The organism is Mycolicibacterium doricum, assembly GCF_010728155.1.
Classification (GTDB): Bacteria; Actinomycetota; Actinomycetes; order Mycobacteriales; family Mycobacteriaceae; genus Mycobacterium; species Mycobacterium doricum.
The window spans coordinates 4,002,618-4,029,398 of record NZ_AP022605.1 but is presented as its reverse complement, the minus strand read 5'-3'; the positions used below and the strand labels follow the sequence as shown (position 1 = coordinate 4,029,398).

Below are 26,781 nucleotides of genomic sequence, written 5' to 3'. Positions count from 1 at the left end.
CTACGCCGAGGACCTTCCCCTGACCGTGATCGGCGCCGCGATTCCCGCATTGGAATGTGCGCTCGATGGAGCGTTGCTGAAGTTTCTGCTCGACGAGGTGGCTGACCCAGTGTGTGCCGAGGTGTTCAGGAACGTCAACAACGACGAGTCGCGGCATCTCGCAGTAGGGTTTCAGGTGCTCAACGACCTCGGCGCCAGCCCGATGCGGTTACACGCCATCGAGACTGCGGCGACGCTTGTCGACCCACGCATCCTGATCGGTGCGCTGTTGTATGTCCCGCTGTTGACCCGGATGCTCACCAATCTCAATGCGTGGGGCCTGTCCGAAGAGAAGTTGTACAACGCCGTCACGCGGTACTCGAACGTCGGGGACCGCAGCGAGAACACCCGACGCGTGCCCGGGTATCACATCCTCAAGGCTCACATGTCGGCGACCATCAAACATTCCCAACCGCTGCAGTTCGTCGCCGAGCGGCTGGGAGTCGTCATCGACCACTTCCCGATTGAGGTCCTCGGTAAGACGCCGTCATGGACTGAGGAACTGACCTACGAACCGGTGGCAAAATGAGCAGAAAGACAGTCTTGATCATCGGCGCCGGATTCGCCGGGATCGGCACCGCGATACGTCTGCTGCAACAGGGTATCGACGACTTCCTGATCCTTGAGCGATCCACAGACGTCGGTGGCACGTGGCGCGATAACAGTTACCCCGGCGCAGCGTGCGATGTTCCTTCCCTGCTGTATTCGTTTGGATTCGAACAAAACCCGGACTGGTCGCGCGCCTATTCAGGCAGTGGCGAGATCCTCGAGTACATCAGAGGCATCGTCGACAAGCACGCACTTCGGCAGTTCATTCGGTTCGGGGTCACAGTCACTGGCCTGCGCTTCGATGACGAGACGGGTACGTGGACCGCCGAAACCGAAGAGGGCAGCAACTATTACGGACGGTCTGTCGTGATGGCGAACGGCCCTCTTTCCAATGCAAGTTTTCCCGACATTCGGGGCCTGGACACCTACACCGGCCATAAGATCCTCAGCGCCCGCTGGGATCACGGCTACGACATGACAGACAAGCGCGTCGCGGTGATCGGCACGGGTGCCAGCGCCGTCCAGATCATTCCTGAGCTGGTGAAAGTCGCTCGTTCGGTGAAGGTGTTCCAGCGGACGCCGGGCTGGGTCTTGCCCAAGCCGGATTTACCTCATCCGGAATGGACGAAGTCGGCGTTCCGTCGATTGCCCGTGTTGCAGACGGCGGCACGTCAGGCATGGTTCTGGGGTCACGAAGTCATGGCTGTCGGCATGGTATGGAATACCCCGGCCACCGCGGCGATCCAGTGGATCGCGAAAGCGAACTTGCGTCGCCAGGTCAAAGAGCCTTGGCTGAGAAGGCAGTTGACGCCGCGCTTCCGGCCGGGCTGCAAACGCATGCTGATGACCAGTGACTATTATCCAGCTCTGCAACGCGAGAACTGCAAACTCATCAGCTGGCCGATTGCCTCGATTTCACCTATCGGAATCCGCACGGCGGACGGGGTGGAACATGAGCTCGACTGCATAGTCTTCGCTACCGGGTTCGACGTATGCAAAGCCGGGACACCATTTCCGATCACCGGCTCCCATGGGCGCAATCTGGCAGCGGAATGGTCGACTGGAGCGCACGCGTACAAGAGCGTCAGCGTCTCGGGCTACCCCAACCTGTTCTTCACTTTTGGACCGAACTCAGGTCCCGGCCACAACTCAGCCCTCGTCTACATGGAAGCGGAGATCGGCTACATCGTCGAAGCCATCCGGCTGATCATCGATCACCATCTGCACACCATCGACGTCAAACCAGACCGTCAAGACCGGTACCACAAGAAGATCCAGCGCCGCCTCGCCGGCACCACCTGGAACTCTGGCTGCAAGAGTTGGTATCTCACCGAAGACGGCTACAACGGCACCATGTTTCCTGGATTCGCCACCGAATTCGCCCGACAGCTCGCGCGCGTGGAAACCACCGATTACGTGATGACACCACAGGCATCCTACGGTGAGCGATCCACGAAACCCCTTCATGAGCTTGACGTCTCTTCCGCCATGGTGACGCCGACACGGACTGCTCGAAGGCCGCTGAAGCGAACGGTTCGGAACGAGGCAGAGGCAGAGGCAGAGGCAGAGGCAGAGGCAGTAGAGAACCACACCACCCCGATCAGCCCCGAGCGGCTGGCCGGCGTCCACATCGCAGATGGCGTGTAGTCAATCCAGTGCACCGCAGCTTCGACCGGCGTCGGCATTCCGGCTACCGACAGAAGTGCCGCTTTACCAGAGAGGACGGGAACCTCACGTGAGATCGGACCCGCAAAACCAGCCGAGCATGGCCAGCTTTATGGTGGCCATGGCAGCACGCGGTCTGCTTCGTCCGCTGACCCAGGCTGTGCCGGCAAATCAGGTCGGCTTGTCAATCATGGATCAAGTGCTGCGCGCGGCCCTTGTCGCATCCGGTCCCCGACGCGGAGTGCGTGTCACGAAGGTCGACTGTCCGTTCGACGGCGAGCGGGTGCGGGGCGACTGGATCCTCGGACCCGATGTGGACGAGGATGACCCGCCGATCCTCTACATCCATGGGGGTGCGTTCTCGATGTGCTCGCCGAAAACTCATCGCGGGCTGCTCGGCGAGTTGTCCGTCGCCTCGGGCCGCCCGGTGTTCGCGGTCCAGTATCGGCTGGCGCCAGGCCATCCCTTTCCGGCTGCCGCAGACGACTCCCTGACCGCCTATCGGTGGCTGACGTGTGGCGAGAGGGCGGCGTCGGTGGGCGGCTCGGTCGCGGTGGCGGGCGATTCGGCCGGCGGCCAGCTGGCTGTGGCAACCGCACTGGGCGCGCGCACCCATGGGTTGCCCAGTCCCGATGCCATGCTGCTGATGTCACCCGTGCTTGATTTGACCTGCCAGCTTGCCCTCGCGCGCGATTTGCGGCGCCGCGATCCGTTCGCGTCGGCCGTGTCCGCTGCGCGCGGTCTCGCGTTGTACGTAGGTTGCGCAGACCCCACCGATCCGCGCGTCAGCGTGCTCGACGCAGACCTCCACGGTATGCCGCCAACGTTGATCCAAGTCGGCGGTCGGGAGATGCTGCTCGACGACGCACGCAGTTTCGCTGACCGAATGCGGCTGGCAGAGTCATCGGTGGAGTTACAGGTATGGCGGGGGCAGATCCACGTATTTCAGGCAATGTTCCGGTTGCTGCCCGAGGCGCCCGCGGCGATCAGTTCGGGAGGCGAATTCCTTTCACGGTTCGCGTCACGCTCTTGACAAGTACGAACCGGACGTCAAGCATGGAGACGCTAACACTGGCCTTGTCAAAGCTGGTTTGCTGGGGCGTAGATCGAGCGCCGTGCTACTTCTTGTCAGCTCGGTGTTCGCAAGCGCAATCCACGCTATCCCTTTAACCACGCTATCCCTTCAACCGCGCTTCCCTTCAACAAGGAGTCAACATGACGCCATCGGGTTGCACCGATGAATGCTGAGTTCGAGCGGTGGCTTGAACCGACGGAGTTCCTGGATTTCGAGGACGGGGCTGTTCGGGAGTTCACCGCGAATGCGATCGGCGGGGCCAGTGATCCTGTGGCGCGGGCGCGTCGTATCTTCACCGCGGTGCGTGACGTGATCTGGTATGACCCGTACACCGTTTCGGAGGATCGGCGTGACTACCGGGCCAGTACGGTGGCGGCGGCATCGGGCGCTTACTGCATTCCCAAAGCGGTGTTGTTGACGGCTTGCTGCCGGGCGGCCGGGATTCCGGCGCGTCTAGGTTTCGCCGATGTGCGTAATCATCTGCAGAGCGAGAGTCTGCGTGAGCGCATGGGCGGCGCCGACGTTTTCGTCTACCACGGTTACAGCAGCATGCTGCTGGGTGGGCGTTGGGTCAAGGCCACCCCGGCCTTCAATCGTGAACTGTGTGCCCGTTTCGGTGTCGGGCCGATCGAGTTCGACGGCGAGCACGATGCACTCTTGCACGCCTTCACCGGCGACGGTACCCGGCACATGGAGTACCTCCAGGATCGGGGGGAGTTCGACGACCTACCCTTCGATGACATCATGGAGGCATTGCGGGCGAACTACGGCCGGCTCGTCACCGAGCCGGCGTCACCAGCAGACGAATTCTCCCGCTAACCGGGCGACGAAGGGTTACTGATGCGAAGCACCATGCAAGACGTCCCGCTGACGGTGGGGACAATCGTGCAACATGCGACATCCATTCACGCTGACCGCCGTGTCATCACCCCGACTGGCTCGGGGTACCGAGCGTACAGCTATGCGGCGCTGGGCCGGCGGGTCGGGCAATTGGCCAACGCGCTGCGCGCGGTAGGCATCACCGGCGATCAGCGGGTGGCCACCTTTCAGTGGAACAACCAGGAGCACCTGGAGGCGTACTGCGCGGTGCCCTCGATGGGTGCGGTGCTGCACACCCTCAACATTCGGCTGAGCCCCGAGCAACTCGGCTACATCGCCAACCATGCCCATGACGAGGTGGTGATCGTCGACGTGTCGCTGGCTGGGTTACTGGCCCGCGCATTGCCGGACATGAATTCGGTCCATACCGTGATCGTGGTGGGTGACGGCGACACCGATCCGTTGCGGGCCACCGGCAAGACCGTGCTGTCCTACGACGAACTCATCGACGCGCAGCTTCCTGATTTCGACTGGCCCGAACTGGACGAACGATCGGCGTCGGCGATGTGCTACACCAGCGGCACCACCGGCCATCCCAAAGGGGTTGTCTACAGCCATCGGTCCACCTACCTGCATTCGCTGACCGGTTGCACCCCGAACGCGTTGGGCATAGGGGAGCCCGATCGTGTCCTGCCGATCGTGCCGATGTTCCATGCCAATGCCTGGGGCCTGATTTATTCGGCGTTGATCGCCGGAGCTGAGCTGGTTCTTCCCGACAAGTTCATGCAGGCGCCGGCACTGGTGACACTGATCGAAGACACCAAGCCCACCGTTGCCGGTGCCGTTCCGACCATCTGGAACGACATCCTGCATTACCTCGAAGGTGATCCCAGCCATGACATCTCGTCGCTGCGGCTGGTCGCCTGCGGTGGGTCGGCTGTACCGGTGTCACTGATACGCCATTTCGAGCAAGAATTCGGTATACCGATCGTGCAAGCCTGGGGAATGACCGAAACCTCACCGCTGGCCACGGTGGCGCGGCCGTCGAGCGGGGCCGGTGAGCCCGATGACTGGGTGCAGCGCGCAAGCCAAGGCCGCCCCATCTGTGGAGTCCAGTTGCGGCTGCGTGACGACGACGGCCGCACCCTGCCGTGGGACGGGGTGGCGGTCGGTGAGATCCAAGCCCGCGGACCGTGGGTGACGGCCGCTTACTTCGGTGACGACGACAACGAGAAGTTCGACGACGGCTGGTTACGCACCGGCGACGTAGGACGCATCGACGAGCACGGATTTCTGACCCTGACCGACCGCTCTAAAGATGTCATCAAGTCGGGCGGCGAATGGATCTCCTCAGTGGAGTTGGAGAACACGCTCATTGCCCATCCGCAGGTGCATGAAGCCGCAGTGATCGGCGTGCCCGACGAGAAATGGCAGGAACGCCCCCTTGCCTTCATCGTGGCATCACCCACGGCGACCCCCAGTTTCGACGACCTGCGTGCCTTCCTGGACGGCAAGGTGCCCAAGTGGTGGATTCCAGAACGCTGGTCGTTTGTCTCGGAGATTCCCCGAACCAGCGTCGGCAAGTACGACAAGAAGCTGCTTCGGGCCCGCCACAGCGCCGGGGATTACGACGTATCCGGCGGTGACTGACCGTCTTCCCCCTACTCCGCAGCTTCTCCTTCCAACCGAAAAGGACCCCATGTCACACCCGTCGCCGTGGCTCGACCCCGAACTCGATGACCTCCGCCAACTCGCCGCGAAGTTCTTAGCCACCGAACTCGCGCCTCACCGGGAGCGATTCGCCGAACAACACCAGGTTGACCGCTCGCTGTGGCAACGAGCCGGAGAACTCGGGCTGCTGTGTATATCGATCCCCACCGAATACGGCGGCGGCGGCGGAACATTCGCTCACGAAGCGATCCTGCTCGAGGAACAGGCCCGCATCGCCGACAGCTCGTGGGGCGCCGGACTGCACAGCGGAATCGTTGCCCACTACATCCTCAACTACGCCCGCGAAGAGCTCAAACACCAGTGGCTACCTCAAATGGCATCGGGCGAACTCGTCGGAGCCATCGCGATGACCGAACCGGGCACCGGATCAGACCTGCAGAACATCCGCACCCGAGCCGTCGCCGACGGTGACGACTATGTGATCACCGGCTCGAAGACCTTCATCACCAACGGCCAACAAGCAGACCTCATCATCGTGGTAGCCAAAACCGACCCCAGCAAGGGCGCTGACGGCATTTCGCTGATCGTCGTGGAAGCCGACCGACCCGGGTTCCGTCGAGGCCGCACCCTGCACAAGATCGGCCAGCACGGCCAGGACACCTCCGAGTTGTACTTCGACGAGGTACGCGTTCCCCGAACCCATCTGCTGGGCGAAAGCGAAGGCCAGGGCTTCATTCAGCTGATGACCCAACTGCCCCAGGAACGCTTGATCGTGGCGGTCGGCGCCGTCACCGCGATGGAGACCGCCCTACAACAGACCCTGCGCTACACCCGAGAGCGAGAAGCCTTCGGCCGCCCGATATTCGGATTCCAGAACACCAAATTCAAACTCGCCGAAGTCGCCACCGAAGCCCGCGTCGCACGAGTATTCCTCGACCACTGCATCAGCCTGCACCTCGAGCAACGACTGGACGTCCAGACCGTCGCAATGGCCAAATGGTGGACCACCGAACGCGCCATGCACGTCCTCGACGAATGCCTACAACTACACGGCGGCTACGGATACATGCAGGAGTACCCCATCTCCCGCCTCTGGGTCGACCAACGAGTACAAATGATCTACGCCGGAACCAACGAAGTCATGAAGGAGATCATCTCCCGATCCCTCTGACCGGCCGGTTCACCTTTCCAGCTCCGGTCACCACGACCCCTCGATGAGGAAGCTGCCACGGGATGAACGTCCCCCAGATGAACGTCCCCCAGATGAACGTCCCACCAAGGAGCACACCGTGACTTCGGCGCACATCCCGTATCCACACCAGATGGGAGGCCACTGCGGGTCCGGCGCACTGCGCGACCTCATCGAATGGGCGGGACTCGGCTGGGAGGGACCGCCCACCGAGGGCCTGGTCTTCACCCTCGGCGGCAGTCTGAGCTACTCCTACCATCGATCGGCGGACCTGTTCCCACCGGTGTACATGGTGGGGCGTGGACACGGCCTCGAAGAAAACCTGCTGAACAGGCTCGGCGCCAAGTACTCGATGTGCTCCACCGACGATCCGGACTTGGGTTGGAAGTGGGTGAAAGACCAAATCGACCGCGGCGTGCCCGTGATGGTTTGGGCCGACATCGGTGAGCTTCCCTACTTGCGAGCCAAATTGAGCATGAGCCGTCACGACATCGTCATCACCGGATATGACGACGAGGCCCAGGTCGCGTTCGTCGTCGACAACGACCGGGCCACGACACAAGTGGTGCCCTACGAGAACTTGCGGCGAGCGCGGGCGTCCACCGGCTTCCCCATGCCAACCCGCCACACAACCTACCTCGTGGAGTGGCCCTCGACGATCCCCGACTTGGCGACGATCGCGGGTCCCGCCTTGATGCAAAGCGCGGATGGGCTGGCAGGCGTGGCACTGACCGACGACACCGTCTCGCCCGCTCATAGCTCGGTTTCCGGTCACGGATTGGCCGGTGTGGCCACATTTGCTGCAGATCTCTCACTGTGGACCGAGCTTCTGGACGACAGTGCCCTCGAAGCCGCCTTATTCGCCGTTGGGGCGCTCATCGAGAAGGCCGGCACGGGCGGTGGCCTGTTCCGGAAGCTGCAAGCCGACGGATGTGAGGCCATCGCTTCCGCTTTGGGCGACGATCGAGTCGCCGACGCCGCTGCCGCCGCCCGAACCGCGGCGCAAACGTGGACAGCGGTCGCGAAGGAGGCTTACAACCCGTCCAATTCCCTGCGTGCCAGAGCGTCGTCGGCCGCGGCGGTCGCAGCCGAACTTCCCGAAGTCGAGGCACGCCTTGTGCACGCATTGCGGTCAGCGGCGAGCAAACTGACGAGGCAAGGCACCGCCGTCACATCCTGAGAGAAGAATTTGCAAAGCTCATTGCTGACGACGAAAAGGGGGAGCCGCCTGGTGTCGGAGCCTGCCGCCGTAGCCACGAGGGCTGCGCGATCTGAAGAAGTCGACGCGCGAGGGGAACAACGATGAGCTCGACGACGGCGGTCGTTACCGGAGCGGGGAGAGGTCTCGGCCTGGAGATTGCCAGACAACTTGCAGTCGCCGGCAACCGTGTATTGCTCACAGACATCGATGGCGACCTCGCACGACGTGCCGCCGCCGCGGTAGGTCACGACGCCTGGAGCGCCCAACACGACGTCCGAGACCCGTCGAGCCATCGTGACATTGCCGCGCAGGCTTGCGCTCAAGGACGTCTGGCTGTGTGGGTGAACAATGCCGGGATCCTTTTTGCCGGAGACTGCTGGACGCACACCGATAAGCAGATGACCGACATTCTGAACACCAACGTGCTGGGTGTCATCTCAGGCTCCGCTGCTGCGGTCGACAGCATGGGGTCGTCGGGAGGAGCGATCCTCAACATTGCGTCGCTGTCGGCCCTCGCGCCGGTGCCGGGACTCGCGCTGTATGCGGCGACCAAGGCTGCTGTGTTGTCCTTTACGACCTCTTTGCAGGGCGACCTCGACCACGCTGGACTGCCGATCCGTGCTCGCGCGCTGTGTCCAGACGTCGTGCATACCGACATGGTGACGTCGCGGGCGGATGACCCGGGCGCTGCCATACTATTCGCGGGGCCCAAACCGCTCGTCGCCGAAGACGTTGCCCGTGCGGCACTCGAGCTGCTTGAGGGCCGGCAGATCTTCCGCGTCGTGCCACGCTGGCGTGGGCTCGTTGCTCGCTCAAGTGGCGCTGCGCCGTCACTAGGCCTGAAGACAATGGCGTTGATGCGCGGTCGAGGCGAACGGCGACAGCGCGAGCGAGCCTGACCGGACGGCCGACACCGGCAAGTCGGGGAGCTTCTTCGAATTGACGGCTCGACCGAGCGGCTGATCCCGTCGGGTCGGTGATGTCCACCTCGGTGGTAGCCTCCAGGACGCAGCGGGCACGAGTTCGAGACATCGCTGATTCAGGGGCTTGGGCACGTGAAGCGGAATTTGCATGTGGCGGTTCGTCCGCCGACAGTCACGAGGGGCAGGCGGCGTTCCTCGCCAAGCGCCCGCAATTCACGGGAAGTAAGAGAAATGACCGAATTGTTCCCAGATTACGTCGCGCCTTGGGAGACCGAGGACCAGAAGGTGCTGCGCAAGCACGCCGCGGAGTTCTTCCGCAAGGAAGCCGCCCCCAACCAGGACAGATGGGCCAAGCAGCAGCAAGTGGACCGGGAATTCTGGAACAAGGCCGGCGCCGCCGGGTTGCTGGGCCTGAACCTGCCCGAGCAGTACGGCGGCGGCGGCGGCACTTTCGGCCACGAGGTCGTGGTGCTGCAGGAGCGGGCGTATTCACACGACACGGCCTTCGGCTACGCCGTCCACTCGACGCTGTGCTCGCAGTACATCGCCGCATACGCATCCGAGGAGCAGAAAAAGCGCTGGATTCCTCAGCTGGTCAGCGGCGAGATGGTGGCCGCGGTCGCGATGACCGAACCGGGCGCCGGGTCAGATTTGCAGGCCATCCGCACCACCGCTGTCCGTGACGGTGACCATTACGTCATCAACGGGTCGAAGACCTTCATCTCCAATGGATCACACTGCGATCTGGTGATCATCGTAGCCAGAACCGAACCGGGCCTGTCGTTGATCGTTGCCGAGACCAAAGGTCTGGCCGGGTTCGAGCGGGGCCGGGTGCTGGAGAAAATCGGCCAGCACGGCCAAGACACTCGGGAATTGTCGTTCACCGACATGCGGGTTCCGGTCACCGGTCTGTTGGGCGGCGTCGAGGGGCAGGGTTTCGCCCAGCTGCTGGAGCAACTGCCGCGCGAGCGGCTGACCCTGGGCGTCGAGGGGGTGGCGATGGCCGAGGCAGCGGTCGCCGAGACAGTCGGATATGTCAAGGAACGCACCGCTTTCGGCAAACGCCTGCTCGACTTTCAGAACACCAAGTTCGTGCTCGCCGAATGCAAAGCCGAGGTGCTGGCCGGTAAGACGCTCATCGACTACTGCATCGGGCGGTACCTGGACGGAAAGCTCGACGCGGCAACGGCGTCGATCGCCAAGATGTGGGCCTCCGACAAGCAGGTGGAGGTCGTCGACAAGTGCCTGCAGCTCTTCGGCGGGTACGGCTACATGATGGAGTACCCCATCGCGCAGATGTATGCGGCGGCGCGGGTGCAGAAGATCTACGGCGGCACCAACGAGATCATGAAAATTCTCATCGCGCGGAGCCTGTAGATACGCACGCAGGATCCGTGAATTGGTGATGCTTGCCGCGGATGGTGACCGGCAGCGCGAAGCGTTGTATGCTAACGCGCGTTAACAAAGTCGTTAGCCGGGAGGTTGCGTGGCGCGAAGACGGGGCATCATAGGCGCGGCCGAACGGGCGCCCGGCAGAATTCTCTCCCTCACCCGGATGCGTGCCGCGACGGGTGATGGACGTGGTTGACGAGTCACTCACCGGCCGGGACCTGGGCACCATGACGTTTCCCGTCGACCGGTCAAAAGTCCGCGAGTTCGCTCGTTCGCTGGCCGACCGGGACCCGGTGTACACCGACGTCAACGCCGCCCGCGCCGCCGGCTTCGCCGACATCCCCGTCCCACCGACGTTTGTCGTGTCTTCGGCGCACTGGCGGGAGGATGACGACATGGTGGCCGCACTCGGGCTGGACCTGCGGCGCGTTCTGCACGGAGAGTGCGGTTGGGAGTACCACGGTCCCGTGGTGGTGGGTGACGAACTCACCGCGTCGCGGCGGGTGTCCGGTGTCACGACGCGCGAGGGCAAGCGCGGCGGGACGATGACCATGATCTCGATCCAGACGGACTTCACCAACCAGCGCGACGAGCTCGTGGTCCGGCAGACCGACGTGCTGATCGAGACGGGGGGCTGATCTCGGTGACCTCGCCCACCCAGACATCGCCAATCCCGCTGGCAGCGGGCGATACGATGCCGGCCTCGGAGTTCGGTCCCCTGACCCGCTCGCACATCGTCCGGTACGCCGGAGCGGGCGGAGACTTCAACCCGATCCACCACGACGAGGAGTTCGCCCGCTCGGCCGGGATGCCGGGGGTGTTCGCCATGGGGCTGCTGCACGGCGGCCTACTCGCGCAGCGGCTGGCGGCATGGGTAGGCCTTGCCCATCTGCGGTCCTACCGCATCCGTTTCACCGGTCAAGTCTGGCCCGGTGACGTGCTGAGCTTCTCCGGCACCGTCACCGGGGTCCGCGAACAGGGCGGGGAACGGCTTGCTGACATCGCCTTGACCGTCACCCGGCAGACCGGCGACTCGGCGATCAGGGCGACGGCCGTCGCACGGGTGATATGAGCCGACTCCGGACGGGACTGGTGTGACCATGAGCCTCAACGACCGCAGCGGCATCGTCTCCTACGGCGTATACCTCCCCTACCACCGTCTCGATCGGACGGCGATCCGCGCGAGCCTCGGCCAGGGTGGTGGCAAGGGCACCCGCACCGTGGCCAGCTACGACGAGGACTCGACGTCGATGGGGGTTGAGGCGGCCCGCCGGGCGTTGTGGGGGGCTCCAGCGCCCGAGTCGCTTTACTTTGCCACCACTGCGCCGGCCTACGCCGACAAGACCAACGCCACCGCCATCCACGCGGCATTGGGCGGCAGCAACGAGGGTTTCGCCACCGACCTCGGCGCGGCGGTTCGCGGGGCCTCCGGCGCCCTGCGGGCGGCCGCGGCCACCGCTGGGATGGCTGTGCTGTCCGACATCCGCACTGGCCGTCCCGGCTCCGTGGACGAGGCTGCCGGTGGCGACGGGGCCGCCGCGTTCACGTTTGGCAGTGGCGACCGGGTCGTCGCCGAAATCGTCGCCCAGTCGTCGGTGTCGGCAGAGTTCCTGGACCGCTGGCGGGTCCCGGGCGAGTCCTACAGCCGGGTCTGGGAGGAGCGCTTCGGCACCCAGGCCTACCTTCCGCTGATCACCGACGCCGTCACCCGTGCACTCAAGGAAGCTCAGGTCGACGCGCCGACCCACGTCATCGTGTCGTCCCCGCACGCCCGGGCAGCGCGAGCCGCGATCGGCGCGTTCCCCAAGGAGTCGCGTGCCGACGGGCTGGAAAACGAGGTCGGCTTCGCCGGGGCCGCACACGCCGGGCTGGTGCTGGCCGACGTGCTGGATCGGGCCGCGGCCGGTGACACGATCCTGCTGGTCATCGCCGCGGATGGCGCCGACGCGACCGTGTTGAGGGTGACCGAGGCGATCACCCGACGCCCGACGGGGGACGGAGTGCGCGATCAACTTGAGGTCTCGGGCTCCGTGTCCTATCCGGACTTCCTGACGTGGCGCGGCTTCCTGGAACGCGAGCCACCGCGACGCCCCGACCCGGAGCGCCCGGCCGCCCCTCCGGCGGCGCGCTCACAGCGCTGGAAGTATGCGTTCGAGGGGTCGCGCTGCTTGAGCTGCTCGACGGTCAACGTGCCCCCGCAACGGGTCTGCGTGCACTGCGGCGCGGTCGACCGCGTGGAGCCGGTGCCACTCGCGGCCACACCGGCCAGCGTGGCGACGTTCACCATCGACAAACTGGCGTTCTCCTTGGCCCCTCCGGTCGTCGACGTCGTCATCGACTTCGACGGCGGTGGTCGCTTCAGCTGCCAGCTCGCCGACGCCGACCCGAACGCGGTCGCGATCGGCGACCGGGTGGAGATGACGTTTCGCCGCTTCCACACTGCCGGCGGCGTCCACAACTACTTCTGGAAAGCACGGCCCGCCAGAAAGGGGCACTAGTCATGGCCAGCAACGGTATCCGCGACAAGGTCGCGATCGTCGGGATGGGCTGCACGCCCTTCGGGGAACGCTGGGACCGGTCGATCGACGACCTGCTCATCGACGCGGTCACCGACTGTATCGGTTCGGTCCCCGGTATGGAGAAGGACGACATCGACGCCTACTGGGTCGGCACGATGGGGTCGGGCGCGTCCGGCCTCACCCTGTCGCGCCCGTTGAAGATCGACTACAAACCCGTGACTCGGGTGGAGAACTTCTGCGCAACCGGCTCGGAGGCCTTCCGCAACGCCGCCTACGCAGTGGCCTCGGGTGCCTACGACTGCGTGATGGCGGTCGGCGGCGAGAAGCTCAAAGACACGGGCTTCTCCGGGCTGGTCGTGCCGGCACCCGCGAACGACGGCACGGAGCCCGAACTGACCGCACCGGCGATGTTCTCGCTGCTCGCACCCTCGTACGCCAAGAAATACGGCGTCGACGCGGACACCATAAAGGAGGTGATGACCCACATCGCCTGGAAGAACCACGTCAACGGGGCGAAGAACCCGCGCGCCCAGTTCCGCAACGAGGTCGCCAAGGAGACCATCTCCTGCTCGCCGCTGGTGGCCGGCCAACTCGGCATCTTCGACTGCTCCGGCGTCTCGGACGGGGCGGCCGCGGCGCTCATCGTGAGGGCAGACGACGCACACCGTTACACCGACCGGCCGATCTACATCAAGGCGCTGTCCTTCGTGGCCGGGCCGGCCGAGGGTCCCCTCGATCCCGCCTACGACTACACGACGTTCACCGAGGTCGTGCGTTGCGCGGAGGACGCCTACGCGCAGGCCGGAATCAAGGATCCGCGCACCGAGATTTCCATGGCGGAGGTGCATGATTGCTTCACCCCCACAGAGCTGGTCTTGATGGAGGACCTTGGTTTCTCTGAGCGCGGCCAGGGCTGGAAGGACGTCCTGGAGGGCTTCTTCGACCTCGGCGGCGGCCTGCCGGTCAATCCCGATGGCGGCCTGAAGTCGTTCGGGCACCCGATCGGCGCCAGCGGGCTGCGGATGCTGTTCGAGATGTGGCTGCAACTGCGCGGCGAGGCCGGCGAACGCCAGCTCGACAACCCCCAGCTGGGCATGACCCACAACCTCGGGGGGGCTCCGGGTGGCTGCGTGTCGTTCGTCTCCATCACCGGCGCCGAACGCGACTGACCGGCGACGCTCGTGCCCACGAACCGATGTCGCCCACCGAAAGTGACCACCCCGGCGCGGTATCCACCGGTAGCGCTAGGTGATCGCCTCCCGGCGTTGGAGGTGGGTGCGGCGCGCCAACACACCGGCGACGTCAACCGCTGGCCGGACCGCCGAATGGGCGCGGCGCGGCGGGCAGGTCGAGGCCGGACATGTCGAGGGCGGCCTGATGCTCATCGGACCGTCACCGAAGCTCCACGAAATTCGCGGCATCCTCAGTAATCTCAACGGACAGTAATCTCAACGGACCACAACAGATCTCTACAGGCGGGAAGACATGGTGGAACTTAATTTCGACGGCAAGGTGGCCATTGTGACCGGGGCTGGAAACGGCCTCGGCAGAGAACATGCCATGCTGCTGGCTTCACGCGGAGCGCAGGTCGTCGTCAACGACCTCGGCGGCAACGTGGCTGGATTGGGTGCCGACTTGACCGCGGCGCAGGCTGTCACAAAAGAGATCGAAGCCGCCGGTGGGATCGCCGTTGCCGACGGTAACAGCGTGGCCACTCAAGAGGGAGGGGCTGCCATCGTCCAGACGGCAGTCGACGCTTTCGGGCGGGTCGACATTGTGGTGAACAACGCAGGGATCCTGCGCGACAAGTCTTTTCACAATCTCACACCGGAGCTGCTCCACCCTGTCATCGACACGCATTTGTACGGCACCATCTGGGTGACGCAGCCGGCGTTCGTCAAAATGCGTGAGCAAGGCTATGGGCGCATCGTCAACACCTCGTCGGCGGCCGGGCTGTTCGGTAACTTCGGCCAGGTCAATTACGGCGCGGCGAAAATGGGGGTGGTCGGTTTCACCCGGGTGCTGGCCCAAGAGGGCGCCAGGTACAACATCAAGGCCAATGCGATTGCTCCGATGGCGAAGACCCGCATGACCGAGGAACTCCTCGGGCCGCTGGCGGAGAAGTTCGGTCCCGCCTCGGTTGCACCCGTGGTGGCATACCTCTGCCACGATTCCTGCGATCTCACGTCGAGGATCTTTTCCGTCGGCGGCGGGCGAGTCGCTGAGGTATTCATCGGCGTAACGAAAGGCTTCGCCTCGCCCAGTCTGGATATCGAAGCGGTCCGCGACAACCTCGAAGCGATCTGTGACCGCGACGGCTATATCACGCCTATGCAGGCCAACGAAGAGATCGCTTTCGCATTACAGACACTGAGCTGATTACAGACACTGAGCTGATGCAAGTCCGGACAGAAGGAGCACAACCGTGGCCGTGGTGGACTTTCTACGACGGATGGTGGAGAAGAACCCGGAGAAGGCCGCCGTGATCGCCGATGACGGCGCAGTCACTTTCGGGGAACTCGACCACGCCAGCAGCATGGTGGCTCGACGACTGATCGATGCCGGCGTGCGGCGCGGGCAGACCGTGGCGATGCTGCTGGCCAACGATCAAGCCATGCATTTCAACGCCGTCTACTGGGGCATCCACAAGCTTGGTGGCGTGCCGGTGCCGCTCAACACGCGGTGGGCGGCACCGGAAAAGCTTTTCGTCCTCGAACACAGCGATGCCGTGGCGGTCGTGGCGGGTCCGCCGCACCGAGACGTGCTCATCCCGCTCGTCCAACGACAAACCGTCGAGATTGCCGGTCGCCCCGGGGACTTCCGGCTCGAGCACTTTTTCGTCACGGGCAGCGAAAGCCTCGACGGACTGACTCCGCTCGGTGACCTGTTGGCTGAGGGTGCTACGGACGTACCTCCACTCGTCCCGCCGCCTACCCCTGACGACCCGGCGGACCTCCTCTACACGTCGGGAACGACCGGGATGCCGAAGGGCGTACTGGTGCCCGAGGGCAATTTGAGTGATGAGCCCGGCCAGGAGGGCATCACCGAACTGCTCGGCGCGCTTTTCGGCGAGAACATGCTGCATTCGGTGCCGTTGTTCGGTTTCACGGGCTGTCACGGGGTGATGTTGCTTTGCGTTCGAACAGGGTTGACGCAAATCGTCATGCCGCGATTCGACCCCGCCCAGTTACTCGCCTCGATCGAACAGCACCGGGCCACCGCCATCATGTGCGTGCCCACCATGCTGAACTTGGCAATGAAGCACCCGACGCTGGGCGACCACGACTACAGCTCGCTACAGTGCGTATTCTCTGGCGCTGCGCCGATCCAGCCCGACACTGTGCGCAAGGTGATGGAGGCATGGCCAGGGGTGCAGCTGCTGAACGTCTACGGCCTTACCGAGGGCGGCCCCGGCATGGCCTGCATGCTCGGTCCGGACCCGGCTGACATCCTCGCTCGCCCCGGCTCCATCGGTAGGCCAGTGGCATGCAAGGTGGTCGTCGTCGACGACGACGGCAAGTCGCTCGCCCCGGGAGAAGTCGGAGAGATCTGCCTTTTTTCGGAGAAATCGCGGCGCAGGTATTACAAGGGCGAGGACCTGAGCGCAGAGCTTTGGCGCGACGAAGTGATGCACACCGGCGACGTCGGTTACGTGGACGACGACGGCTACGTCTACCTCACCGACCGCAAGAAGGACATGATCTTGCGTGGCGGTTACAACATATTCGCCATTGAGGTAGAACGGGTGCTGCTCGAAATGCCAGGGGTCCTGGAAGCCGCGGTGATCGCCGTCCCACATGCGGATCTCGGCGAAGACATACTCGCGGTCGTCGTACCGGCTGCTGATGCAGAAGGAAGCAAGGCTGTCAGCGCGGAACAGGTGAACGCGTTCTGCCGTCGGCACCTCGCCGACTACAAATGCCCCCGACACGTCGTCTTCGTAGACGAGCTGCCCAAAAACGCCATGGCCAAGATCTTGAAAGCCGACCTTCGCCGGCGTTACAGCGATTATTTGACCGGCCGGCCGAGCGGTTCGACCGAACATGGGTTAGCTCGTCAGTGACCGGCGGCTACGGTCCCGTGACCGAAACGGACCTCCAATCGCGCCTAGAAGGGTATCGTCCTTCGAAAGTGATCGGCGATTGACTTAGCCCATTGGGGTCTGGAATGACAGCGACGCGGGCGGACCACTTGCTCGAGGCGCCAGGCGCGCCGCGAGCCGACGAAGTCCCGGGAACCGACGAAGTCCCGGGAACCGACGAAGTTGATGTGCTCATCGTAGGCGCCGGTTTTGCAGGGCTCTATCAACTGCAGCGCCTGCGCTCGCTGGGCTTGTCGGTGAAAGTCTACGAGGCGGCCCCTGGCCTCGGTGGGGTCTGGTACTGGAATTGCTATCCCGGTGCCCGGGTGGACTCTCGGGGCACCATCTACCAGTTTTCCGCCTCGCAGCTTTGGCGAACTTTCGACTACGACGAACTCTATCCCGGCTACGAGCAAGTGCGCGCGTACTTCGAGCACGTGGACGCCGAGCTCGGACTGCGCCGGGATATCCGCTTTGGCACCCGCGTGGTCGGTGCGGACTTCGACGAGCAGGCCTGCCGATGGGTGGTTCGCACCGGCAGCGGGCGCATCGGCTGCGCCCGCTTTCTGGTGCTGTGCACCGGAATCGGCGCCCGGCCCGTGCTGCCCGACATCCGCGGCTTGGCAGACTTCGCCGGAGAATGCCACCACACCGCGTTGTGGCCGCAGGAGGGTGTCGAGCTGGCCGGCAAGCGAATCGGTGTGATCGGTACCGGCGCCACCGGTGTGCAAGTGGTGCAGGAGTGCGCGGCGGTGGCCGCCCACCTTACGGTGTTCCAGCGCACCCCGAACATGGCGTTGCCGATGCGGCAGCGAAAGCTCGACCACCAGGCCAAGGCGGCCTTGCGCGTCGACCGGGAAACCCAGTACGCCAAGCGGGCGGAGACATTCGGCGGCTTCGAGTTCGACTTCGTCGGCCCGCAGTCCACCGAGTTGTCTCCCGAGGAACTGCGGACTGTTTACGAGGACCTCTGGGAACAGGGAGGCTTCCGGCTATGGGTCGGGGGCTTCTTCGACGTCTTGCTGGACGACAAGGCCAACGAGGTGGTCTACGCATTCTGGCGCGAGAAGGTCAGGCAGCGGGTCAAGGATCCGGTCCTGGCGGAGAAATTGGCACCGACGGTGCCGCCGCATCCGTTCGGCGCCAAGCGGCCCTCGTTGGAGCAGAACTACTACGACGTCTTCAACCAGCCCAACGTCAGCCTGGTCGATCTCGGGGAAACTCCGATTCAGCGCATCGTCGACAAAGGCGTGTTGACCGCCGACGGTGAGCTACATGACCTCGAGGTGCTGATCTTGGCGACCGGGTTCGACATGGTGACCGGCGGGTTGACCCAGATCGACATCCGGGGTACCAACGGCCAGACACTGGCCGAGCAGTGGAGCAGCGGCGTGGACTCGCACCTCGGCTCGGCCGTGCACGGGTTTCCGAACATGCTGTTCGTCTACGGTCCGCTCAGCCCGGCGGGATTCGCCAACGGCCCCAGCGCCGCCGAGCTCCAGGGCGAACAGATCGTGGAGATGCTCGAGTTCGTGCACGAGGGGGGTTATACGCGGTTCGAGGCCACGACCGCGGCCGACCGCGAATGGCGCCGGCACACCGACGAGATCGCCGCCGTGACGCTGTTTCCGCGCGCGAAGTCCTGGTACATGGGAACCAATGTGGCCGGAAAACCACCACAACTGCTCAACTATCCCGGCGGCTTACCGCTGTACCTGCAGAAGTGGGCAGAGGTCAAAGCCGACGGGTATCGCGGGTTCGAGATCAGCTGACGGGTTCGAACAGCTGACACTGATGAGGGAGCTGATCGTGGGCACAGCGATCCGGCGTGTGGTGACCGGCCGCGACAGCAGGGACATCTCGTACTTCACTTCGGTGGAGACGGTGGAACTCGCCTGCTGGCGGTCCGTTTCGCGCCTGACTCGTCGGCAGCCGCCGACACTGAGGCCGGTATGGCGGCTACGGACGCCACCGGCGAGATGGATCGCCTACAGCCGGGCCTGTCGCCGGTATTCGAGCCCGATAGCCCTGGTATGCACTCGACGGACACCGTCGATTACGGCATCTGCATCCGGGGAGAGCTGTGGTTGGAACTCGACGACGGCGTCGAGGAACGCATCACTGCTGGCACCATCGTGGTCCAGCGGGGCACTAGGCATGCCTGGCGTAACCGCACCGACGAAGTGGCGACCATGATCTACGTCTTGGTCGGCGCACGGCGTGACTGATGGTCGCGACGTTTCCGGCGCCGGGGCCGAACCGGTGCTGCTCGGTGGGCGTCGGAGCTCCGAAAAGCCCGCTGCGCCACCCAATCTATGCGAATCTTGACTTTGAGATCACCTGTCGGCGGTCCTCTCGAAAACGGAAGTGGGGAAGAAATGTTTCCAGGCGCCACTGCGGCGGCTACACCGGACAAGCCGGCCGTTGTCATGGCCTCGACAGGGCAGGTGGTCACCCACCGCGAACTCGACGACAGGTCCAACCAGCTCGCGCGGCTGTGGCGCGAAAACGGTCTGGTGCCCGGCGATCACGTCGCCGTGTTCATGGAAAACCATCCGCGGTACCTGGAAGTGGTCTGGGCCGCCCTTCGATCGGGGCTCTACGTCACCACGGTCAACTCCTATCTGAGTGCCGCGGAACTCGCGTACATACTGTCCGATTCCGGCGCGAGGTCGGTGGTGGCCTCACCGGCCAGAGCCGAAGTACTGCGCGAGGCGCTGAACGACGCACCGGGCGTGGAACTGCCGCTCGTCACCGACGGAGGCGCCGAGCCGATGGGCGACTACGAGAAAGCACTGGCAGCACAACCCACTACCGCGCTCGATGACCAACCCGCCGGAGAGTTCATGCTCTACAGCTCCGGCACCACGGGACGCCCGAAAGGGATCAAGCGCCCCCTCAGGGGAGCGTCGGTCCAGGACGGTCAGATGATTAGCGCGCTGCTCAGCGGCGTCTTCGGCTTCACCGCAGACAGCGTCTATCTCTCGCCGGCTCCTATCTACCATTCGGCGCCACTGGGTTTCAGCGTGGGAGTGACTGCGCTGGGGGGCACGGTCGTGATGATGGAGAAGTTCGACGCCGTCGATGCCCTGCGGGCAATCGAGCACTATCGGGTGACCTGTGCTCAGTTCGTGCCCACGATGTTCAGCCGGATGCTCAAATTGCCGGAGGTCGATCGCAGGCGTTTCGACATTTCCTCGCTGCGCCTGGCCATCCACGCTGCAGCGCCATGTCCGGTGGGCGTCAAGAAAGCCATGATGGACTGGTGGGGACCGATCCTGTGGGAGTACTACGCCGGCACAGAACTCAACGGCTTCTGCGTTTGCAAACCACAGGACTGGCTTGACCGTCCGGGTACCGTAGGGCAGCCCGTGATCGGCAATGTCCACATCTTGGACGAGCACGGTCATGAACAGCCCCCCGGAGAGGTCGGGCTCGTCTACTTCGGCGACGGGCCCGCCTACGAGTATCACAACGACCCGGAGAAGACCCGCGAAGCCCAAGATCCGGCAGGACATGGCTGGAGCACATTGGGCGATGTCGGTTACCTCGACGAGCACGGCTGGCTCTACCTCACAGACCGCAAAGCTTTCACGATCATTTCAGGCGGGGTGAACATCTACCCGCAGGAAACTGAGGATGTGCTCACCTTGCACCCCAAGGTGATGGATGTCGCCGTGATCGGCGTTCCCGACGAGGAGATGGGTGAAGAAGTCAAAGCCGTTGTGCAGCTTGTTGATCCCGACGCCGCCGACGCGCACACCGAACGGGAACTGATCGCGTATTGCCGAGAGCGCCTCGCGCACTACAAATGCCCGCGGACAATCGACTTCGAGCGTGAGCTTCCGCGCTTACCGACGGGCAAGCTCTACAAGCGACAACTCCGTGACCGGTATTGGTCCGGGCACCGGACTTACATCTCGTGACCAAGCTGATCTCGTGACCAAGCTCATCTCGTGACCAAGCTCATCTCGTGACCAAGCTCCCACGCGTGTCGTGCAGGTGGCCGCGGTGGCGTCGCAGGCCTACGGAACAGCCGGTGAGGTCAATCTCGAGTTTTGGCCAGCGGCCTCACCGAGGCATGTCATGATCAGGTTGGCGATGCGCGCCCGCAGACACCGAGCGTGCGGGAAACGGTTCGAAGAGAGGCGCCGATGGACTTCATGCTGAGCCGTGAGCAAGAAGAGTTCCGGCAGACAATCCGTCGATTCGTCGCGGGGGTGGCTCCGGCGAGCGGCCTTCGCGACGTGGTGACCACCGAGTGTGGTTACGACGCCACGGCCTGGACTCGGATGAACCGGGAACTCGGCTTGGCGGGTCTGCTCATCCCCGAGGAGTACGGCGGCGCTGACGCCACCATGGTCGAGGCTGTGATCGCCATGGAGGAACTCGGGCGTGCGGTCGTACCGTGCCCGCTGTTTTCGACCGTCGCTCTCGGTGTCGTACCGATTTTGATGACAGCGAGCCCCGAACAGAAGAAAGAGTTGCTCCCGGAGATCGCCGAGGGCATCCGCACGGTGACTACCGCCATAAAGGACTGTTCCCGCGCCGACGGCGGCGCTGTCGCCATGCGCGCGAACTCCGACGACGGGGGCGTCACCCTTACCGGAACCAAGATTCAGGTCATCGACGGCCACAGTGCCGACCTGCTGCTTGTGCTCGCTCTGCCGCCGGGCGACGCTGTTGACCCGGCCTGGTACCTCGTCGCCGGAGACGCCGCCGGGATGCGCCGCGAGCGTGTCGATACGTTGGACATCACCCGGCCCATGGCGACGCTGACCTTCGATGCGGTGTCCGCGGTTCCCCTGGGACCACCCGAAGACGGGAACGTGCAGACGGACCGGGTGCTGAATATGGCGAAAGTCCTACTCGCCGCGGAGATGGTCGGTGGCACCGACGGTGCGCTGGACATGTCGGTGACCTATGCCCGTCTACGCCACCAGTTCAATCGGCCCATCGGTTCGTTCCAGGCGATAAAGCACCGCTGCGCAGAGGCAGCGGTCGAATTGGACAGCGCGCGGGCGCTGACGCTGTACGCGGCGCATCTGGCAACGCTGAGCAGCGCCGAGCTCGCCAAGGTCGCCCCGATGGCGCTGGCGACGGCTGCGTCGGCCTTCGACTTCATGGCCTCGTGGAACATACAGATTCACGGCGGAATCGGCTTCACCTGGGAACACGATGCACATCTGTATTTCCGGCGGGCAAAGGCCGACCGGGTGCTGCTCGGCACGGAAAGCGATCAGTGGCTCGAGGTTGCCGACCGTATCGGATTGTGACGCTTACCCGCGCGTCAGCCACCGAGCACGTCACGAAAGGACGACGACAGCAATGGATCTTTCCTACCCGGCATCCGCGGAGGAATTCCGGACCCGCGTGCGTGACTTCATCGCAGCGAATGTCCCCGCCGACTTCGCAGGAATCGGGAGTCTCGAATTTGCTGCGCAGGAAGAGTTCCGCCGCGACTGGCGTAAGGTGCTGGCCGAGAACGGTTTCCTGGCTGTGTCGTGGCCGTCACAGTACGGTGGCGCGGGACTGACCTCGATCGAACAGGTGGTGTTGGCCGAGGAGTTCACCAAAGCGGGTGTGCCGATGGGAACCGAGAGCGACATGTTCGGGATTCAATTGCTCGGCAACACGCTCGTGGTCCGCGGAACTGAGGAACAGAAAAGCTGGTTTCTGCCTCGGATCCTCTCCGGCGAAGACAAGTGGTGCCAGGGTTTCTCCGAGCCCGAGGCCGGTTCCGACCTGGCCGCGCTGCGCACCACGGCGGTGCTCGACGGCGATGACTGGGTCATCAACGGATCGAAGATCTGGACCTCCGCGGGGCATCTCGCCAACTGGATTTTCGTGCTCTGCCGAACAGACCCCAGCGCGCCGAAGCATCGGGGTATTTCTTTCCTGCTCGTACCCATGGACCAGCCGGGGGTTGAGGTCCGCCCCATCACGAACATGGTCGGCCAGTCGATGTTCAATGAGGTGTTTTTCGCCGACGCCCGAACGGCGGCGAGCAATGTGGTCGGCGGAATCAACGCCGGCTGGTCGGTCGCGATGACGCTGCTCGGTTTTGAGCGTGGAGCCAGTGTCACCACCGACGCGATTCGATTCCGGACCGAGATCGATCGGCTATGCGAGCTGGCGAGGGAACGAGGCAAGGCGCACTTACCGCATATTCGCGAGCAGCTCGCGTGGTGCTACGGCCGCGTGGAGATCATGCGGTGCCGTGGGTACCAGGCCCTGACACGCTTCCTGCGCGGTGAGTTTCCCGGCGCGGAGGGGGCGATGACGAAGATCTTCTGGAGTGAATTCTTCCAACGCGAGACCGAACTGGCGATGGACATCTTGGGCGATGACGTGCTGACGCCTTCGGGTGTGGGGACAAACGGCGCCTTGATCACTGCCGAGATGGGAACCCCCAATTCCTCGCGGGCCTGGGTGGAGACTGCGTTGGCCGCCCGCGCCGCCACCATCTACGCCGGGAGTTCGCAAGTTCAGCGCAACATCATCGGGGAGAAGTTGCTCGGTCTACCGAAGGAACCACGCGTCGACAGCGACTCGTCTCGTGCGCCGGTGGCAACCAGGGTTACGTCCGACGCCAAGGAATCGTAGCCGCCCCCAAGGCATGTCGGCCGGGGCGTCTGCCAGGTCCGGCATCGCGGATTGAGCGCGCAGGATCGTAGGGGTCCAGTTGCGGGGCAACTACAGGCCGATGCGCTTGGCGATGATCTCGTTCATGATCTCGTTGGTGCCACCGCCGATTCCGAGAATGCGGATATCTCGGTAATGCCTTTCCACCTCGGACTCACGCATATAACCCATCCCACCGAAGATCTGAACCGCCTCGTTCACCACATAGTCGCACGCAAACACCGCGGTGTTCTTGGCCATCGACACCTCGGTCACCATGTCCTCTCCGGCCAGCCACCGTTGCATCACTGCGCGGGTGTACGTGCGCGCCACGTCGACCTGTCGGGCCATCTCGGCAAGCTTGTGTCGGATGACCTGACGAGCCGTCAGAGGTTTGCCGAACGTCTGGCGCTCGCGCGCCCAACCCTTCGCCAACTCGAGCGCGCGCTCCGCCGTCGCGTATGCCTGCACGGCGATGCCGAGCCGCTCCGCCTGGAACTGCTGCATGATCTGGATGAATCCGCTGTTCTCCGCGCCGACCAAGTTCCCCGCGGGCACCCGAACATCGTCGAATGACAGTTCGGCGGTGTCGCTGCAGCGCCAGCCCATCTTGTCCAGTCGACGTGACACCTCGAACCCGGGAGTGCCCTTGTCGATCACCAGCAACGAAACTCCGCCGTAGCCGGGCCCTCCGGTGCGCACTGCGGTAGTCACAAAATCAGCGCGCACACCGCTGGTGATGAACGTCTTGGCGCCGTTGACCACGTATGTGTCGCCGTCGCGGACTGCTCGTGTGCGCAAGTTGGCCACATCAGAGCCCGCTCCGGGCTCGGTGACCGCCAGCGAGCCGATCATCTCCCCGGCCAGGGTGGGACGGACGTAGCGCTCGATCAACGCATCGGAACCATTGGTAGCGATGTGCGGCAGCGCGATACCGTGGGTGAACAGTGCCGCACACACGCCGGTGGACCCACCGCTCGCGAGAATGGCCTCGGTCACCAACGCCGAATCGATTGCATCACCGCCACTGCCTCCCACCTCCTCGGGGAACCCGACGCCGAGAAGCCCTAGATCAGCAGCCTTGCGGTGCAACTCACGCGGGATTTCACCCACCTGTTCCCATTCCGCCACCATCGGCGCGATCTCTCGTGCGACAAAAGAGCGCGCCAACTGGCCCAGCGCTCGCCGCTCCGGCGTCGCCCACGGATCCTCGGGCACGGCGCCCGGCCGGCCAACGCCGATGTCGGTTACTTCGGTATCCGTCATGATTGCTCCCAATTGAATTGGCGTCGTCATCGAACAGCGTGCGGGACACACCCAGCTGGCGCATCGAGGCTGCGGTTTGACGGTGGCTGATCTACTTCCGTTACCGGGTGATGTTACGACAAGCTCGTTCGGTCAGGGCTCGAACCGTCATGTGTCAGCGGTGGGTAATTACGATGGGCTGATTGCCTTCTCGTCGGCGCGCTGCTCGAACGTATAGTCGTCGAGATCGAATCTGCGGCTACGCCAGAAGGTCTCCACGGTGGTCGTCGGGCGTAGCGGAACGTCGCCGTGCTTGTCGAAGTAGTAGCTGTTGGCAGTCGCACAGCTGGGTTGCCAGAATACCTGGCGGCCACGACGTCCGAGCATTTCGGTGAAGAAACGATCGTTGGCCTCCCGGGTGACCTCGACATAGTTGGCCGCCTGCGACCGCGCATGGCGAAGGCACCGCAGGATGTGCCCGGCTTGCGCTTCGATGAGCGTGAAGTAGGACGAGCCGTTGTAGCCGTAGGGACCGAAGATCGAGAAGTGGTTCGGGAACCCGGGCACACTGACACCTTCGTACGCCTGGAGCCGATTCTCATCCCACCACTTGGCTTGGTCGACGCCGCCGACACCCCTGAGCGTATAGGTCGGCATATTCTCCGATTCCATCACCTTGAAACCCGTCGCCAGGATGAGGACGTCGATCTCGTGCGTTCCCCCGTCGGCGGTGTGAACGGCAGCGGTGTCGATATGGCTTATCGGGCTGGTCTCCAGGTGGACGTTGTCCCGGTTGAATGTAGCCAAGTACTGATTATGGAAGCTCGGGCGCTTACAGCCCAGCGCATAACGTGGGGTCAATTTGTCGCGGACGACCGGGTCGGTCACCTGACTGCGCATGAACCGCAGCGCTGCGCGCTCAATGAGTGCCGCCATGGGAATGGCGGTGTGAAAATGCGCGGCGACAGGGAAAGTGGCCTCTACGAACATCTGACTCGCTGCGCGAGCCGCCAGTTGCCCGCCGGGCGCGTATTTCAGGAGCGTTCTTGCCGCCGGCGGCATCGGAAAATCCAGTTTCGGGAGGCACCAGATGGGGGTGCGCTGAAAAACCGTCAGCGCTCTGACATCCTTGGCGATCTCAGGGATCACCTGCACTGCCGACGCGCCCGTTCCGATGACCGCCACCCTTTTCCCGACGAGATCTTCCTCGTGATCCCACCGGGACGTGTGCATGGTTACCCCGCCGAACTCCTCCACACCGGGAATGTCGGGCCACTTGGGTCGCGTCAAGACGCCCGACGCGTTGATCACGAAGCGCGCGGACAGTTCCTGACCCGAGGCTGTGTTCAGCCGCCACAGGGTCGACTCTTCGTCGAACCATGCCTCGGTGATCGTGACACCATGGCGTATGTGTGAACGAAGGCCGTACTTCTCAACGCAGTGCCTCGCGTAGTCCTTCAGCTCGTCACCGTGCGCATAGGTCCGTGACCACGATGGTCTTTTCTCGAAGGAGAACTGGTAGCTGTACGAGGGAATGTCGACGGCGATACCCGGATAGGTGTTCCAGTGCCATGTCCCGCCGACGTCGCCGGCCTCATCGACGATGAGGAAATCCGAGAACCCCGCTTCGAGGAGCTTTATCCCCATGCCGATCCCGGAGAATCCCGCACCGATGACGACGATCTCGAAGTCCAGCTTGCCGGTGCCGGCCATCACGTCGCTGTGGTCCATACCGTCCTCCTGACTCATCGGGGACTGGATTCCAGGCATTCCTCGCCGACGGCCCAGC

At 63.9% G+C, this 26,781-nt stretch carries 21 protein-coding genes and 1 pseudogene; 20 read left to right on the top strand and 2 right to left on the bottom strand.

The window, feature by feature from the left end; genetic code table 11:
- The 20 genes and pseudogenes from G6N07_RS19650 to G6N07_RS19555 all read left to right on the top strand — a co-directional run.
- Positions 1-568 (top strand): annotated as a pseudogene (locus tag G6N07_RS19650) (ferritin-like domain-containing protein); the annotation flags it as partial.
- Positions 565-2,235: a flavin-containing monooxygenase gene (locus tag G6N07_RS19645; protein WP_085190541.1), complete on the top strand. Its 1,671-nt coding sequence runs from the start codon at positions 565-567 to the stop codon at positions 2,233-2,235. The pseudogene G6N07_RS19650 and the gene G6N07_RS19645, both read left to right, overlap by 4 nt.
- 139 nt (positions 2,236-2,374) lie before the next feature.
- Positions 2,375-3,286 carry an alpha/beta hydrolase gene (locus tag G6N07_RS19640; protein ID WP_085190718.1) on the top strand — a complete coding sequence of 304 codons (912 nt, stop codon included), beginning with the start codon at positions 2,375-2,377 and terminating at the stop codon, positions 3,284-3,286.
- Positions 3,287-3,490: 204 nt separating this feature from the next.
- The gene (locus G6N07_RS19635) at positions 3,491-4,147 is read left to right on the top strand and encodes a transglutaminase-like domain-containing protein (RefSeq protein WP_085190543.1); all 657 of its coding nucleotides are present in this window, start codon (positions 3,491-3,493) and stop codon (positions 4,145-4,147) included.
- Between the two features lie 21 nt (positions 4,148-4,168).
- Entirely contained in the window at positions 4,169-5,797 is a 1,629-nt protein-coding gene (locus tag G6N07_RS19630) for a fatty acid--CoA ligase (protein WP_085190544.1), read from the top strand.
- Between the two features lie 49 nt (positions 5,798-5,846).
- Complete coding sequence (locus G6N07_RS19625; RefSeq protein WP_085190546.1) at positions 5,847-6,989, top strand: acyl-CoA dehydrogenase family protein; 1,143 nt, start codon at positions 5,847-5,849, stop codon at positions 6,987-6,989.
- Positions 6,990-7,107: 118 nt separating this feature from the next.
- Positions 7,108-8,187, top strand: coding sequence for a BtrH N-terminal domain-containing protein (locus tag G6N07_RS19620; protein WP_085190548.1), 1,080 nt, complete (start codon positions 7,108-7,110; stop codon positions 8,185-8,187).
- Positions 8,188-8,309: 122 nt separating this feature from the next.
- A complete protein-coding gene (locus tag G6N07_RS19615; RefSeq protein WP_085190550.1) occupies positions 8,310-9,107 on the top strand; it encodes an SDR family NAD(P)-dependent oxidoreductase in 798 nt (265 codons plus the stop codon).
- Between the two features lie 255 nt (positions 9,108-9,362).
- Positions 9,363-10,508: an acyl-CoA dehydrogenase family protein gene (locus tag G6N07_RS19610; RefSeq protein WP_085190552.1), complete on the top strand. Its 1,146-nt coding sequence runs from the start codon at positions 9,363-9,365 to the stop codon at positions 10,506-10,508.
- Positions 10,509-10,711: 203 nt separating this feature from the next.
- Entirely contained in the window at positions 10,712-11,161 is a 450-nt protein-coding gene (locus tag G6N07_RS19605) for a MaoC family dehydratase N-terminal domain-containing protein (protein WP_085190720.1), read from the top strand.
- Between the two features lie 56 nt (positions 11,162-11,217).
- A complete protein-coding gene (locus G6N07_RS19600; protein WP_085190554.1) occupies positions 11,218-11,595 on the top strand; it encodes a MaoC/PaaZ C-terminal domain-containing protein in 378 nt (125 codons plus the stop codon).
- Positions 11,596-11,623: 28 nt separating this feature from the next.
- Positions 11,624-13,021, top strand: coding sequence for an OB-fold domain-containing protein (locus tag G6N07_RS19595; RefSeq protein ID WP_085190721.1), 1,398 nt, complete (start codon positions 11,624-11,626; stop codon positions 13,019-13,021).
- Between the two features lie 2 nt (positions 13,022-13,023).
- Positions 13,024-14,211 (top strand): acetyl-CoA acetyltransferase, encoded by a 1,188-nt coding sequence (locus tag G6N07_RS19590; RefSeq protein ID WP_085190556.1) that lies wholly within the window; start codon positions 13,024-13,026, stop codon positions 14,209-14,211.
- 316 nt (positions 14,212-14,527) lie between these two features.
- On the top strand, positions 14,528-15,421 hold the full coding sequence (locus tag G6N07_RS19585) for an SDR family oxidoreductase (protein WP_085190558.1): 894 nt from the start codon (positions 14,528-14,530) through the stop codon (positions 15,419-15,421).
- A gap of 73 nt (positions 15,422-15,494) precedes the next feature.
- Positions 15,495-17,105: a class I adenylate-forming enzyme family protein gene (locus G6N07_RS19580; RefSeq protein WP_085190560.1), complete on the top strand. Its 1,611-nt coding sequence runs from the start codon at positions 15,495-15,497 to the stop codon at positions 17,103-17,105.
- Between the two features lie 206 nt (positions 17,106-17,311).
- On the top strand, positions 17,312-18,895 hold the full coding sequence (locus G6N07_RS19575; protein ID WP_235849741.1) for a flavin-containing monooxygenase: 1,584 nt from the start codon (positions 17,312-17,314) through the stop codon (positions 18,893-18,895).
- 180 nt (positions 18,896-19,075) lie between these two features.
- Positions 19,076-19,351 (top strand): cupin domain-containing protein, encoded by a 276-nt coding sequence (locus G6N07_RS19570; protein WP_085190563.1) that lies wholly within the window; start codon positions 19,076-19,078, stop codon positions 19,349-19,351.
- A gap of 150 nt (positions 19,352-19,501) precedes the next feature.
- A complete protein-coding gene (locus G6N07_RS19565; protein WP_085190565.1) occupies positions 19,502-21,049 on the top strand; it encodes an AMP-binding protein in 1,548 nt (515 codons plus the stop codon).
- A 228-nt stretch (positions 21,050-21,277) separates the two neighbouring features.
- Positions 21,278-22,399, top strand: coding sequence for an acyl-CoA dehydrogenase family protein (locus G6N07_RS19560; protein ID WP_085190567.1), 1,122 nt, complete (start codon positions 21,278-21,280; stop codon positions 22,397-22,399).
- A 52-nt stretch (positions 22,400-22,451) separates the two neighbouring features.
- Positions 22,452-23,729 (top strand): acyl-CoA dehydrogenase, encoded by a 1,278-nt coding sequence (locus G6N07_RS19555; protein ID WP_085190569.1) that lies wholly within the window; start codon positions 22,452-22,454, stop codon positions 23,727-23,729.
- 90 nt (positions 23,730-23,819) lie between these two features.
- Here G6N07_RS19555 and G6N07_RS19550 read toward each other — a convergent pair whose 3' ends face one another.
- Together G6N07_RS19550 and G6N07_RS19545 are read right to left on the bottom strand one after the other, a co-directional pair.
- On the bottom strand, positions 23,820-25,013 hold the full coding sequence (locus tag G6N07_RS19550; RefSeq protein WP_085190571.1) for an acyl-CoA dehydrogenase family protein: 1,194 nt from the start codon (positions 25,011-25,013) through the stop codon (positions 23,820-23,822).
- Between the two features lie 168 nt (positions 25,014-25,181).
- Positions 25,182-26,723: a flavin-containing monooxygenase gene (locus tag G6N07_RS19545; protein ID WP_235849743.1), complete on the bottom strand. Its 1,542-nt coding sequence runs from the start codon at positions 26,721-26,723 to the stop codon at positions 25,182-25,184.
- Positions 26,724-26,781: the final 58 nt, after the last annotated feature.